The following is a 13,943-nucleotide window of genomic DNA, read 5'->3' on the forward strand; positions in this document are numbered from 1 at the left end:
AGAGTGAGAACCGGAGGCACGCCGATGTGCCCGCACCAGCCGCCTTGTCCCTCTTCCGACGGACCGACCCGCGACGCCGCGCGGACCCTGGCCAGCCACCCAGAACAGGGGTGGAGCCTGCTGTGCAACGGCGTCGTGCTGTTCGAAGACACCGGTGAGCTGCTGCCCGACGGGGGGATCGTGGCGCCGCACCGGCCCACCGACCTGCACGCCCCCACCGCGGCCTAGCCGCAGGGGACTAGTCCTATCGGGTGATCACCGGCTTCGGGGGGAGCGTCCCTCGAAGCGCAGCCTTCCGACCCCGCCAGCGGCCGTCATCGGCTCCTCCAGCGCCGGAGCCACGGAGCGACGGCCGCGCCCACCCGGGCGGGGTCCCTGTTCAGATCGTGCCGCTCGCCCGCCAGGACGACGACCTCGGCGGCGTCCACGGGGTCGGGCACGCCGAACGGGTCGCGGTCGCCGTTGACGACCACCACGGGTACTCCCGCCTCGCGTAGTTCCCCGGCCCTGCTCTTTTCCGGCTTACCGGGCGGATGCAGCGGGAAGGCGAGCGCCAGCACTCCCACGGCTCCGGCCTCCGCCGCCGTCCGGCACGCGACCCGCGCGCCGTTGCTGCGGCCGCACTGGACGAGCGGGGCCGACGGGACCCGCGCACGGACCTCGGCCACCGCCTCAAGCCACGCGGCGTCCTGTTTGGCCGGGCTTCCCGGGGCCCTTCTGCCCGCGAGCCGGAACGGCTGGGTGATCCGCGCGACCGCCGCGTCGAGGGCGAGGGCGGCCTCGCGCACGGCGGTGAGGTCGGGCGCGTCGACCGTCCCGTTGGACCCGTGGGTCAGCAGCACGAGCAGCCTGGCGTCCTCAGGGCCCTCCAGCGCGATCTCGGCGGTGCCCGCCACTGTCTCGATCCGCACCCGCCCATGCTCCCATGATCAACGGGCTGCCCCTCCCCCGCCCCGCCGGGCGCGCGGGTCAGGCGGGCGGGGTGTCGCGCTGGAGGCGGGCGGCGACCTGGTCGGCGAGCGCGGGGTCGGCGAGGCCCGCGCGCCAGACGGAGTCGGCCTCGGCGTCGCGGGCGCGCAGCCGCAGCGTGCGGGCGAGGAGCTCGACGGCCAGCGGCGCGACGTCGGGCGCGTCGGTGGACTCGACGGCGGCGGTGAACGCGCCGATCGCCTGGTCTAGGTGGGTCAGGCCGATGAGGACGGCGAGCCTGGCGTAGGCGTAGCCGCCGGGGTCGACGCCGCGCAGGGCGTCGGCGAGGACGCGCTGGGCGCGGGCCGGCTTGCCGTCCTCAAGGAGCCGCTGGGCGAGGTCGTGCGCGGCGACGGGCGCGTATTCGGCGTCGCCGGTGTCGATGACCCGCTCCCACCAGCCGACGGCGGTGTCGGCGTCGCCCGCGTCGTCGGCGAGCTGCGCGAGCGCGAGGCACGCGGCGGGCAGGTAGGCGGGGTGCTCGGACGCCACGACGATCCGCCACGCCTCGGCCGCGCCGCCGGGATCGCCCGCGCGCTCGTGCGACAGCGCGAGGTGGTAGGCGGCGCGCGGCGCGTAGTCCGGGTCGCCGGTCTCGATCGCCGCCCAGTCAGCGCGCCTCGCCCCCTCGGTGTCGCCGAGGTCGTCGAGCACCACGGCGAGCCCCAGCGCGGCCTGCGCCCGGTCGGCGACGGCGGGAGACCCCTCGAGCGCCGCGGTGAACAGCGTCGCCGCCCCGGTCAGATCACCGGTCTCCGCCATGCGATGTGCCTGCGCCAAGCTCAACCCGGGCCTCCTCACGCGGCATCGACGCAAAAACCCTAGTGCTTCAACGCCCTCCACACCCGCCTTTCCCCCGCGCCAACCCCCGCACCTTTCAGCCCCACCCACCGCGAATTCGGCCTCAGCCCCACGGCGGGTTTCACCCCAGCCCACCGCGGGTTTATGAGGGCGCCCTGGTGTCCCTCCCGTAGGCCCCCAGGGCCGGAGGGAGGGGCGCCAGGATCGCAAAGCGCCCGAACCAGCCGCATGCGCGCCTCGGGAGCCGCCAGGCGGACGAGGCGCGCATGCGGCCATAAAGCCTGTAGGGGCGCCAGGATCGCGAAGCGCCCGAACCAGCCGCGTGCGCGCCTCGGGAGCCGCCAGGCGGACGAGGCACGCACCCGGCAATAAAACTCAGTCTTCGAAGGCTTCGGGGGGTGGGCAGGAGCAGATGAGGTTGCGGTCGCCGTATGCCTGGTCGATGCGGCCGACGGGGGGCCAGTACTTGTGGGTGCGGAGGGAGGGGAGGGGGTAGGCGGCTTCGGCGCGGGTGTAGGAGTGCTTCCACTCGTCGGTGAGGAGGGTGTCGGCGGTGTGGGGGGCGTTGCGCAGCGGGTTGTCGGCGGCGTCCCATTCGCCGGAGCCGACCTTGTCGATCTCGGCGCGGATCGCGATCATCGCGTCGCAGAAGCGGTCGAGCTCGGCGAGGTCCTCGGATTCCGTCGGCTCGATCATGAGGGTCCCGGCGACGGGGAACGACAGGGTCGGCGCGTGGAAGCCGTAGTCGATGAGCCGCTTGGCGACGTCCTCGGCGGTGACGCCCGTCTCCTTGGTGATCCTGCGCAGGTCGGCGATGCACTCGTGCGCGACGAGCCCGCCCTGGCCGGTGTAGAGGATCGGGTAGTGCGGGGCGAGGCGGCGCGCGACGTAGTTCGCGGCGAGCACGGCGACCTCGGTCGCGCGGCGCAGGCCCTCGGGCCCCATCATCGCGATGTAGGTCCACGGGATCGGCAGGATGCCCGCCGACCCCCACGGGGCCGCCGAGATCGGGCCGACGCCGGTCTCCGGGCCGGCCTCGGGCCGCAGCGGGTGGCTGGGCAGGAACGGCGCGAGGTGCGCGCCGACCGCGACCGGGCCGACGCCGGGGCCGCCGCCGCCGTGCGGGATGCAGAAGGTCTTGTGCAGGTTCAGGTGCGAGACGTCCGCGCCGAACTCGCCGGGGCGGGCGAGGCCGACCAGCGCGTTCAGGTTGGCCCCGTCCACGTAGACCTGGCCCCCCGCGGCGTGCACGGCCGCGCAGATCTCGGTGATGCCCTCCTCGTAGACGCCGTGCGTCGACGGGTACGTCACCATGATCACCGAGAGGTTCTCGGCGTGCTTGTCGAGCTTGCCGCGCAGGTCGTCGAGGTCGACGTTGCCCGCGTCGTCGCACCTGACGACGACCACGCGCATCCCCGCCATGACGGCGCTGGCCGCGTTCGTCCCATGCGCCGACGACGGGATCAGGCACACGTCCCGGTGGCCCTCGCCGCGCGAGGCGTGGTAGGCCCGGACCGCGAGCAGCCCGGCCAGCTCGCCCTGCGACCCCGCGTTCGGCTGGACCGACACCTTGGCGTACCCGGTGATCTCCGCCAGCCACTCCTCGAGCTCACCGATCAGCTCGACATACCCGGCGGCCTGCTCGATCGGCGCGAACGGGTGGAGGTTCGCGAACTCCGGCCAGGTGATGGGCTCCATCTCCGTGGTGGCGTTCAGCTTCATCGTGCAGGAGCCGAGCGGGATCATCGACCTGTCGAGGGCGATGTCCTTGTCCTGGAGGCGGCGCAGGTAGCGCAGCATGGCCGTCTCGGAGCGGTGGCTGTGGAAGACCGGGTGGGTGAGGAACTCGTCGTCGCGGCGCAGGTGCGCGGGCAGCGCGTCGCCGGACGGGTCGACCAGCGCGACCGCGCGCCGGAACCCGCGCTGCTCGATCGCCTCGAGCAGGTTCTGGAGGTCGTTCTCGGTGGTGGTCTCGTCGAAGGAGACGGCGATGGTGTGCGCGTCGACCTGGCGGATGTTGTAGCCCGCGCGCCTGGCGGCGGCGACGGTGAGGTCGGCGGGCGACGGGACGCGGATCGTGAGGGTGTCGAAGTAGTCCCCGGTGACGACCTCGAACCCGTCGACCTTCTGCGCGGTGATCGACGCGGCGAACGTCGCCGCACGCCGGTGCACCCGCTTGGCGATCTCCGTAAGCCCCTCGGGCCCGTGGTAGACGGCGTACATGGAGGCCATGACGGCCAGCAGCACCTGCGCGGTGCAGATGTTCGAGGTGGCCTTCTCGCGCCGGATGTGCTGCTCGCGCGTCTGGAGCGCGAGCCGGTAGGCCGAGCGCCCCCCTGAGTCGACGGACACGCCGACGAGCCGTCCCGGCAGCTGCCGCTGGAGCTCCTCGCGGACCGCCATGTAGCCCGCGTGCGGTCCGCCGAACCCGAACGGGACGCCGAACCGCTGCGCCGAGCCGACGACGATGTCCGCGCCGAGTGAGCCCGGCGACTTCAGCAGGGTCAGCGCGAGGAGGTCGGCGGCCACGACGAGCTGCGCGCCGCGCGCATGGACGGCCTCGGCGAGCGGTCCGAGGTCGCGGATCTCCCCCGACGCCCCCGGGTACTGCGCGAGGACGCCGAAGATCTCGCCCTCGGGCAGCGGCTGGGAAAGGTCGGCGGCCACGACGGGGATGCCGAGCGGCAGTGCCCGCGCCCGGATCACCTCGACGGTCTGGGGCAGCGCGTCGGCGTCCACCACGAAGGCGCCGGCCTCCTTGCGCCGGGTCGCGCGCAGCGCCAGCGCCATCGCCTCGGCGGCCGCGGTGCCCTCGTCGAGCATCGACGCGTTCGCGACGGCCACGCCGGTGAGATCGGACACCACGGTCTGGAAGTTCAGCAGGGCCTCAAGGCGTCCCTGGGAGATCTCCGGCTGGTACGGGGTGTAGGCGGTGTACCAGCCCGGGTTCTCCAGGACGTTGCGCAGGATGACGCCGGGGGTGGTGGTCCCGTAGTAGCCGAGGCCGATGTAGGAGGTGAGGACCCGGTTGCGCGACGCGATCTCGCGCAGCCGCGCCAGGGCCTCGGTCTCGCCGAGCGGCGCGGGAAGGTCGAGCGCGCGCGTGGTGCGGATCGAGGCCGGGACGGCGGCGTCGGCGAGCGCCCCGAGGTCGGCGAACCCGACGGCGGCCAGCATCTTGGCCTGGTCGGCGGGCGACGGCCCGATGTGGCGGTCTGCGAAGTTCGTCTGGGCGGTCATCCCGGGGCCTCCCGAAGGCGCGGTACAGAGGTGATCGGGCCACGCCTTGGAAAAGTTGAGTCGGCGGGACCCGCGCTCCCCCTCTGTTTTGGAACCTGAGAGTTTCACCTCACACTTTCGTGCTCGGTTTTCACCTTCGGTGGGGCACATGCCCGCTTTCCAGAGGCGCCTCACCCGAACGGTCCGTTTGCCTGAGAGGTTCCGGGGACGTTGCTCCTTCGGCGCTCCGCGCCGGCTTGCGCGAAGTCTCTCCCGCCAGGGGTCGACAGCGCGGCCAGTGTACCTTGTCCACGATCTCGTCCTCGTCGGCGGCCCGGCGCGGAAGATCAGCGTGCGCGGGTAGGAGAACCGGCGGCGACGAGCCGGGCGAACTCACCCGAAGGTGTGATCACTCGTGGACGGAGGGCCCACTAACCTTGGGCGGTGCGGGGAAACGGGAGGACGGTGGCGACGTGGTGAGAACGCAGGGCGCGACAGCCCTGGAGCCGCCCCTCAGCCTTCCCGAAGGTACAGAGGTGGACGAACCTCCCTTTCCGTCGCGTATCCGCAACCAGGCCGACCTCTTCCGCGCGGTCGCGTGCCTCGTCGGCCTCGGGCTGCTCCTGCTGCTCCCCTCCTTCGCCACCCAGACGACGACGGGCCTGGAAAGCGACGTCACCCGCGGCACCGAGCAGGCACCGCACTTCCTGCTCACCCTCGCCGGGCTCACCGCGGGCTTCGGCGTCCTGCTCGTCCCGCTGGTCTTCGCCGCCGACCGGGTGGTCCGCCGCGACGGCATGCGGATCGTGGTCGGCCTGGCGGCGGCGATCGCCGCGCTCGGCGCGGTCGTGGCACTGGACTCCTGGATCGAGAGCGCCTCCCCCGCGATCATCACCAACGCGCTCGGCTGGACCAAGACCGGGCAGACCCCGGTCCCCGCCGACCTGACGCCGGTGATCGCCTATGTGACCGCGATCCGGCTCGCCGGACGTCCCCGCTGGCAGGCCGTCATGTGGGGCGCGATCGCGCTGGGCGGGCTCGCCTCGCTCGTCGCGGGCAACACCACGGCGCTCGGCCTCGTCGCGACCTACCTGATCGGCCGCCTCGCCGGCTACCTCACCCTCTACGCGCTCGGCACGCCGAACCCGCGCCCGCCGGGCACCGCGGTCCTCGCCGCGCTCGACCGGCTCGGCCTGCACCCGCTCAAGCTCACCCGCACCGACGACGGCACCCCCGCGCGGCGCAGCTACCTGGTCCGCACCCGGGCCCGCGACCTCGACGTGTACGTCCTCGACCGCGACCAGCAGACCTCCGGCCTGTTCTACCGGGCCTGGCGTGGCCTGCGGCTGCGCGCGAACCAGCCGCGCCGCGCGGTCCGCTCACTGCGCAGGTCCCTTGAGCAGGAGTCGCTGCTGTCCTACGCGGCGACGGCGGCGGGCGTGCGCACGCCGAGGCTGGTGGCGACCTCCGAGGTGGGCACCGAAGCCGCCCTGCTCGCCTACCCGCACGTCGAGGGCGTCCCGCTGCCGGACCTGCCCGACGAGGGCCTCACCGACGACCTCCTCATGGGCATCTGGCGGCAGCTGAACCTGCTGCACCGCCAGCGCGTCGCGCACCGGGGCCTCGACGGCTCGGCGATCCTCGTCACCGAGGGGCGGCCGTGGCTCGTCGGGCTGGGCGGCGGCGAGATCGCCGCGGGCGACCTCCTGCTGCGCATCGACCAGGCCCAGCTGCTCGCCACCCTCGGCCTGCGGGTCGGGGCCGAGCGCGCGGTGCGCACGGCGTCGGCGATGCTCGGGGCCGACGCGCTGGGCGGCCTCGTCCCCCTGCTGCAGAAGGTCGCGCTCACCCGGGAGACCCGCGCGGCGCTGCGCCGCGACGGCAAGCTGCTCGCCGCGCTGCGCGAGGAGATCCTGCGCTCCTACCCGGAGATCGAGGTCGAGCAGGTCAAGCTCGAGCGGTTCCGGCCGCGCACGATCTTCAGCATCGTCGGCGCGGCGATCGCCGCGTACGTGCTGCTGTCCCAGCTCGGCGGGCAGGACCTGGGCAAGCTGTTCGCCTCGGCCGACTGGCGCTGGGCGCTGCTCGGGCTCGTCGCCGCCGGGGTGTCGTTCGTCGCGGCGGCGATGATGGTCATGGGGTTCGTGCCCGAGCGGCTGCCGCTGTGGCGGACCGTCGCCGTCCAGTTCGCCGCCTCGTTCGTGAAGCTGGTCGCGCCCGCCGCCGTCAGCGGCATCGCGATCAACACCAGGTATCTGCAGAAGATGGGCGTCCGGCCCGGGCCCGCGGTGGCGAGCGTCGGGGCGTCCCAGCTCGTCGGCCTGGTGATCCACATCATGCTGCTGCTGCTGATGGGCTTCCTCACCGGCTCAAGCCGCCCCGACGCGGAGTTCGCGCCGTCCAAGACTCTGATGCTCGTGCTGCTCGCCGTCGCGGCCTTCCTCGGCCTCGGCGCGGCCGTGGGGCCGGTGCGCAGGCTCGTCGCGCGCCGGATGCGCCGGATGTTCTCCGGGGTCGTGCCGCGCCTGGTCGACGTGCTCCAGGACCCGGGCAAGGTCGCCACGGCCCTCGGCGGCACGCTGCTGCTCACCGTCGCGTTCGTGGTCTGCCTCGACGCCTCGATCAGGGCGTTCGGCGGCTCGCTGAGCTGGACGGCCGTCGCGGTGGTCTTCCTCACCGGCAACGCGCTCGGCTCGGCCGCGCCGACCCCCGGCGGCCTTGGCGCGGTCGAGACCGCCCTGATCTTCGGTCTGACGGTCGCCGGCCTTCCGGTGGAGACCGCGACCTCGGCGGTGCTGCTGTACCGGCTGCTGACGTTCTGGCTGCCCGTGCTGCCCGGCTGGGCCGCCTTCCACCACCTGCAACGCAACGACTCGCTGTAGCCGCCAGACGGCCGCTCAGGGCCTTGCCCGGTGGGTGTGCCCGGTGGGTGGCCCGTGGGTGTGCCCGGTGGGTGCTCAGCCGGTCTTGCGGGCCCTGCGCCGAGACAGCTCGTCGGCCGCCGATCCGGGGGCCGCGTTCTCGGCGGGCAGCGCGGCGAGGCTGCCCTCGACCTCCTGCCAGACCCTGCCGAGCGCGATCCCGAAGACGCCCTGGCCGCCCTGGAGCAGATCCACGACCTCGTCCGGGCTCGTGCACTCGTACACGCTGACGCCGTCGCTCATGAGCGTGATCTGGGCGAGGTGCTCGACCCCGCGATCGCGCAGGTGGCCGACGGCCGCGCGGATCTGCTGGAGTGACACACCGGTGTCCAGGAGCCGCTTGACGACCTTCAGCACGAGGATGTCGCGGAAGCCGTACAGCCGCTGGCTGCCCGAGCCGTGCGCGGGCCGAACGCTCGGCTCGACAAGGCCGGTGCGGGCCCAGTAGTCGAGCTGGCGGTAGGTGATCCCGGCCGCCGCGCAGGCCGCGGGGCCGCGGAAACCCACGTCGTCGGAGAGCCGGGAAGGCATCGGTGCGCCTCCATCGAACAGCAAACCCTGCTCCCCGGCCTCCCGGGAGGCGAGCTGACGTTCGCGGTCCACCTTGTCCTCGCCGCTGCTCACCGCCACGCGGACCTCCGGCTTCTGTCATCCCTCGGTAGTCCCGGCAAGGGGGTTTGCCGGAAATTCACCAAGGGTGCTCCACCAGCACGGTAGGTGCCGGTCAGGGCATGGTCAACGTTCGCCGTCGGCGCGTCGCAAGGCGGATGTATCGCCTTCACGTGCACAAACGGCTCGGTCTCCGCTCCCTCTCCTCCCCTACCCTCGCGCGCGGGTGTGGGAAACGGCCATGACTCCTGTCACGTCCGGTGAAAGGTCACGGAGCTCGGGCGGCGCCTAGGCGTCGCCCTTCTCGAAGTCCTCGGGAGAGATGTTGTCCAGGAACTCCCGGAACTTCTCCACCTCGTCCTCCTGCTCGTCGGGCATGGACACACCCGCGCTCTCCAGCACGTCCTCGCTGGCGAAGATCGCCGATCCGGTGCGCAGCGCGAGCGCGATGGAGTCGGACGGACGGGCGCTGACCTCGGTGCCGTTGGAGAACACGAGGTCGGCGAAGAAGATCCCGTCCCGCAGGGCAGTGATGTTGACCGTGGTCAGGGCGACGCCCAGCGCCTCGATCACGTTCTTGAACAGGTCGTGCGTGAGCGGCCGGGGCGGCGGCTGACCCTCGGCCTGCGCGACGGCGATGGCGGTGGCCTCCACAGCCCCGATCCAGATGGGGAGGTAGCGGTCCCCGCCGACCTCCTTGAGCAGAACGATCGGCTGGTTGGTGGGCACTTCGACCCGTACGCCGACGACCTCCATCTGCTTCACGGCGGCTCCCTGCGTCAGGCGGTCCTAGTCACAAACTACACCTTCCGGAACCGCGTCAGCGGCTCCGGCCCGCCGTCACCTGCCGAGGCTGTCGCGCAGGCCCGCGGTGACGAGGGCGGTGTGCAGCTCGAGCACGAGCGCGGACAGCTCGTCGGCGGTCCTGCCCGCCTCCTCGTGCGCGCCCGGCGCACGGCGTTTCAGCAGCGGGGCGATCATCTGCTCGACGAGGTCGAGCTCGCGTTCGGCGGCCGCCTTGATCACCCGCAGGTGCCTTGCCTCAAGACCGAAGGGCGCGAGCCGGGCCGCGGTACGGGCCACCAGCAGCGCCTCGGAGCCGAAGTGGCCGCCCGCGCGCCGGATCAGCCCGTAAGCCTCGAGCTCCTCCAGCAGGGCCTCGGTGATCCCCGCGGCGTCGAGCAGCTGGCGGCGGGTCAGCGCGACCTCGGCCGACGGCTGGGAGTCGGCCGCCACGAGCGTGCGCGGCGGCCGTGACTCCAGCTGCTCCTTGATCACCCGCAGCGGCAGATAACTGTCGCGCTGGGCGGCGAGGATGAACCGCAGCCGCTCCACGTCGGCGTGGGTGAACTTGCGGTACCCCGCGGGGGTCCGGTCCGGCTCGATCAGCCCCTCGGACTCCAGAAAGCGGATCTTCGAGGGGGTGATGTCGGGGAACTCGCCCTGAAGGCGCGCCAGGACGTCCCCGATGGTCATGTACGCCCTGGCGGCGCTGCTGCTCACCCGTGCTGGGGGTTGGTGAGGAACACGAGCCGGAACTTGCCGATCTGCACCTCGTCCCCGCCGTGCAGCGCCACGCTGTCGATCCGCTCGCGGTTGACGTACGTGCCGTTCAGGCTGCCGACGTCGCGGACGGAGAAGCCCCCGCCGTGCCGGCTGAACTCCGCGTGGCGGCGCGAGACCGTCACGTCGTCAAGGAAGATGTCGCTCTCGGGGTGGCGTCCGGCTGAGGTGCGCTCCTTGTCCAGCAGGAAGCGGCTGCCGGCGTTCGGGCCGCGCCGCACCACGAGCAGCGCCGTGCCGAAGGGCAGGGCGTCGACGTTGAGCTGGTCGGAGCCGCTTTCCTCGCTGGCAGGGGCCTCGGGGATCTCAAGCCCGTCGGTCAGCCCGCTGATCGAGATCGTCGAGGTCGACTCGCCGGGGGTCTCCGGAGCCGGGTGCACGCTGCGCACCAGCGGGGTGCCGCAGTTGGAGCAGAAGCGGGCGCCATCGGGATTGGCGTGACCGCACTGGGTGCAGTAGACGCTCGGCATCTATCGGCTCGGCCTCCTACCCGCGGCGGGTCCCCCTGGACACCGCCTTACCAAGAACACTTACCGGCGAACGCTACCCGCCGCCATGATCGGCGGTCTACGCCGCCGCGCGGTAGGGCCCCTCCGGAAAAGCCTGTCAGGAAGACCGTACCGCGCGGACGGCGGTCGCGGAGCCCCCGGTGATCGAATTACCGGTCCCGGGGGCGCGAATTTCAGGTTCCGGCGGCCTCCACGACCGCGACCCACTCCTGGAGGAGGTCGCGCGCGGCGGCGTCGTCGGGTCCTTCGGCCCACAGATGGGTGACGGCTTCTGCCGGGTCGGGCAGCACGAGCGCCCACCTGCCGTCCTTCTCGACCACGCGCACGCCGTCGGTGGTGTCCACCGTGCGGTCGCCCGCGGCCTCCACGACGTGGCGCATGACGCTGCCCTTGGCGGCCCATGGGGTGGGCACCGAGGCGCGCAGCAGGTGCGCGTCGGGGATGCGCTCGTCTATCTGGGACAGCGTCATGCGGGTGCGCGCGACGAGCCCGACGAGCCTGACGAACGCCGCGACGCCGTCGACGGTGTGGCTGAACTCGGGGAAGACGAACCCGCCGCGGCCGTCGCCCGCGAAGATCACCTCGGGGTCGGCGGCGGCCTTGGTGAGGACGTCCTGGTGGGTGGAGGTCCACCGCACCGCGACGCCGTGCGCCTGGCAGACGCGTTCGGCGACCCGCGTGGTGGTGACGGGCAGGGCGACGACCCCGCCGCGCCGCTCGGCCGCCACGAGGTCGAGCAGGACGAGCAGGGCGCGGTCGTCGGAGATCGGGTCGCCCTTCTCGTCCACCAGGGAGATCCGTTCGCCGACGGGGTCGAACCTGACGCCGAACGCCGCCCCCGACGACGACACGATCGCGCCCATCGCCGCGAGGCCCTTCTCGCGGGTCTGCGGGGTCTCGGTCGGGTGGACCTCGTCAAGGCGGTTGTTGAGGGTGAGGACGTCGACGCCGACCTTGGTGAGCAGGATCGGCAGGACGTTGGAGGTGACGCCGCCCGCGCAGTCCACGACGATCTTGAGCCCCGCCTCGTCGATGCCCGCCATGTCCATCTGGCGGACGAGGTCGCGGCTGTAGCTCTCGACTGTGCGGGTCGGGTAGCTGAGCTCGGCGATCTCGCCGGGGAAGGCGCGGCGGAACTCCTGGCGGCCGAAGACGCGCTCGAGCTTGCGCTGCGCGCCCTGGGACAGGTCGGCGCCGGTGTCGTCAAGGAACAGGATGTCCACGCTCTGCGGGTCGCCGGGCGTGGTGCGGATGACGATGCCGCCCGCGCAGTCCTCGCGCGCGGTCTCGAAGCGGGCGAGGGGCAGCGCGCACGCCTCGAGGTCCTCGACGTTGATCGCGCCGGCCGTCAGCGCGGCGATGACGGCCCGCTTCAGGGTCCGCGCGGCACGTGAGGCGTCACGCGCGGTGATGACCGTGGCGCCCTTCTTGAGGGTCGTGGCGTAGGCGCTGGTGAGGCGGACGGCGAGCTCGGGCGTGATCTCGACGTTGATGAGGCCGGAGACGCCGCGCGGCCCGAACAGGTTGCGCTGGCCGCGCGACTCCCAGATGACCGAGGTGTTCACCACGGCCCCCGCCTCGACGGTCTTGAACGGGTAGACCTTCACGCCGTGCGCGAGATAAGCCTCGGACTCGATGACGCACTCGTCGCCGACGATCCCGTTCTCCTCGACCCGCGCCCCGGCCATGACGTCGGTGTTCTTGCCGATGACGCAGCCGCGCAGGTTCGTGGACGGGCCGACGAACACGTTGTCGTGGACGACGGCGCGGTGCAGGAACGCGCCCTCCTTGACCACGACGTTGCTGCCGAGCACGGTGTACTCGCGCAGCTCCGCGCCCGCCTCGACCTTGGCGTAGTCCCCGACGTACAGGGGGCCCTTGAGGATCGCGCCGGGATCGACCTCCGCGCCTTCGGCGACCCAGACGCCGGGAGACACCTCGAAGCCGGGGATCTCGACGTCGACCTTGCCCGAGAGCATGTCGGCCTGGGCCTTGAGGTAGCTCTCGTGGGTGCCGACGTCCTCCCAGTAGCAGTCGGCGACGTACCCGAACAGGGGCGCGCCTTCGGCGAGGAGCTGGGGGAACACGTCGGAGGACCAGTCGACGCTCTCGCCGGGGGCGACGCGTTCCAGGACCTCGGGTTCCATGACGTAGATGCCGGTGTTGACGGTGTCGGAGAACACCTGGCCCCACGTGGGCTTCTCCAGGAACCGCTGGATGCGGCCCTCGTCGTCCACGATGATGATGCCGAACTCCAGCGGGTTGGGCACCCGCTTGAGCCCGATGGTCACCAGCGCGCCGTTCTCCTTGTGGAACTTCACCATGTCGGTGAGGTCGATGTCGGTGAGGGCGTCGCCGGAGATGACCAGGAAGCGGTCGTCCTTGAGGGCGTCCTCGGCGTTCTTGACGCTCCCGGCGGTGCCCAGCGGCACCTCCTCGGTCGCGTACTGGAGGCTCATGCCAAGTTCTTCACCGTCGCCGAAGTAGTTGCGGATCAGCGCGGCGAGGAACTGGACGGTGACGACCGTCTCGGTGAAGCCGTGTCTCTTGAGCAGCCGGAGCACGTGCTCCATGATCGGTCGGTTGATGACGGGCAGCAGAGGCTTGGGCTGGTTGGCGGTCATGGGACGCAGACGCGTCCCCTCGCCTCCGGCCATCACTACGGCCTTCATGGCGCTGGTGCGACTCCCTCGTTCTCGGCGCCCGCTCGGGGGGGCAGCGCTCGGATGAGTTGTCGTGCCTGTCGGGTGTAGAGGACCGCGGCCCACCAGTACAGGGCGGTGCCCCAGAGGGCGAACGCCCACCCGACGACGCGGGCGGCGGACGCGGCGGATCCGTCATGGGCCCCCCACAGGAGCAGGGGGAAGGCGTACAGGAGGCACATGGTCGCGGCCTTGCCGACGAGGTGCACCGGCAGGCCCGTCCAGCCGTGCCGTTTGACGACGGCGAGGACGAGGGCCATGTAGACCTCACGTGCGGCGAGCCCGGCGGTCAGCCACCAGGGGATGATCTCCCGGACGGTGAGGCCGACGAGCGTGGCGAGGATGTAGAGCCGGTCGGCGGCGGGGTCGAGCAGGGTCCCGATCCGGCTCGTCTGGTTGAGTGCCCTGGCGAGTTTGCCGTCCGCCCAGTCCGAGAGGCCCGCCAGCACGAGCAGGCCGATGGCCCACCCGTCGTGCTCTGCGAGGACGAGCCAGAAGAAGAGCGGAACTCCGAGAAGGCGGGTGAGACTCAGCGCGTTCGGCACCGTGAGAATCCGGTCCCTCGTCTCTACCAAGACGTCCCACCTCCTGAACCGACCTTACCGGGCGGTTGATCGCGGCCCCCTGACTGGATCGCTCCAGCGTGCCGA

11 protein-coding genes and 1 riboswitch are annotated in these 13,943 nt (G+C 72.1%); of the genes, 2 read left to right on the plus strand and 9 right to left on the minus strand.

Translation table 11 applies throughout. The features are described from left to right. Nucleotides 1–24: 24 nt before the first annotated feature. Complete coding sequence (locus R9X44_RS09355) at nt 25–228, plus strand: DUF5999 family protein (RefSeq protein WP_319814217.1); 204 nt, start codon at nt 25–27, stop codon at nt 226–228. Nucleotides 229–314: 86 nt separating this feature from the next. Here R9X44_RS09355 and R9X44_RS09360 read toward each other — a convergent pair whose 3' ends face one another. From R9X44_RS09360 to gcvP, 3 genes are all read right to left on the minus strand, one after another. Further along, nucleotides 315–911: an alpha/beta family hydrolase gene (locus R9X44_RS09360; RefSeq protein WP_413774927.1), complete on the minus strand. Its 597-nt coding sequence runs from the start codon at nt 909–911 to the stop codon at nt 315–317. 58 nt (nt 912–969) lie between these two features. Beyond that, nucleotides 970–1,731 carry a tetratricopeptide repeat protein gene (locus tag R9X44_RS09365; protein WP_319813632.1) on the minus strand — a complete coding sequence of 254 codons (762 nt, stop codon included), beginning with the start codon at nt 1,729–1,731 and terminating at the stop codon, nt 970–972. 414 nt (nt 1,732–2,145) lie between these two features. Continuing rightward, on the minus strand, nt 2,146–5,010 hold the full coding sequence (gene gcvP / locus R9X44_RS09370; protein ID WP_319813633.1) for an aminomethyl-transferring glycine dehydrogenase: 2,865 nt from the start codon (nt 5,008–5,010) through the stop codon (nt 2,146–2,148). A gap of 169 nt (nt 5,011–5,179) precedes the next feature. After that, a riboswitch (glycine riboswitch) is annotated at nt 5,180–5,275 on the minus strand. A gap of 250 nt (nt 5,276–5,525) precedes the next feature. On the opposite strand from gcvP, the gene R9X44_RS09375 reads away from it, so the two are divergent. Continuing rightward, nucleotides 5,526–7,871: a flippase-like domain-containing protein gene (locus tag R9X44_RS09375; RefSeq protein WP_319813634.1), complete on the plus strand. Its 2,346-nt coding sequence runs from the start codon at nt 5,526–5,528 to the stop codon at nt 7,869–7,871. A 75-nt stretch (nt 7,872–7,946) separates the two neighbouring features. Here the strand turns inward: R9X44_RS09375 and R9X44_RS09380 are convergent, their stop codons facing one another. From R9X44_RS09380 to R9X44_RS09405, 6 genes are all read right to left on the minus strand, one after another. Further along, on the minus strand, nt 7,947–8,513 hold the full coding sequence (locus R9X44_RS09380; RefSeq protein WP_413774934.1) for a MerR family transcriptional regulator: 567 nt from the start codon (nt 8,511–8,513) through the stop codon (nt 7,947–7,949). A 294-nt stretch (nt 8,514–8,807) separates the two neighbouring features. Beyond that, nucleotides 8,808–9,284 (minus strand): bifunctional nuclease family protein, encoded by a 477-nt coding sequence (locus R9X44_RS09385; RefSeq protein WP_319813635.1) that lies wholly within the window; start codon nt 9,282–9,284, stop codon nt 8,808–8,810. 75 nt (nt 9,285–9,359) lie between these two features. Continuing rightward, nucleotides 9,360–10,022 carry a MerR family transcriptional regulator gene (locus R9X44_RS09390; RefSeq protein WP_319813636.1) on the minus strand — a complete coding sequence of 221 codons (663 nt, stop codon included), beginning with the start codon at nt 10,020–10,022 and terminating at the stop codon, nt 9,360–9,362. Next, nucleotides 10,019–10,552 (minus strand): FHA domain-containing protein, encoded by a 534-nt coding sequence (locus R9X44_RS09395; RefSeq protein WP_319813637.1) that lies wholly within the window; start codon nt 10,550–10,552, stop codon nt 10,019–10,021. The genes R9X44_RS09390 and R9X44_RS09395 overlap by 4 nt, the downstream gene beginning before the upstream one ends. Before the next feature lie 212 nt (nt 10,553–10,764). Then, the gene (locus R9X44_RS09400) at nt 10,765–13,263 is read right to left on the minus strand and encodes a mannose-1-phosphate guanyltransferase (protein ID WP_319813638.1); all 2,499 of its coding nucleotides are present in this window, start codon (nt 13,261–13,263) and stop codon (nt 10,765–10,767) included. After that, a complete protein-coding gene (locus tag R9X44_RS09405; RefSeq protein ID WP_319813639.1) occupies nt 13,260–13,868 on the minus strand; it encodes a CDP-alcohol phosphatidyltransferase family protein in 609 nt (202 codons plus the stop codon). Before R9X44_RS09405 ends, R9X44_RS09400 begins: the two co-directional genes overlap by 4 nt. Nucleotides 13,869–13,943 lie beyond the last annotated feature (75 nt).

Origin of the sequence: Actinocorallia sp. A-T 12471, assembly GCF_033875155.1 — a bacterium.
GTDB lineage: Bacteria > Actinomycetota > Actinomycetes > Streptosporangiales > Streptosporangiaceae > Actinocorallia.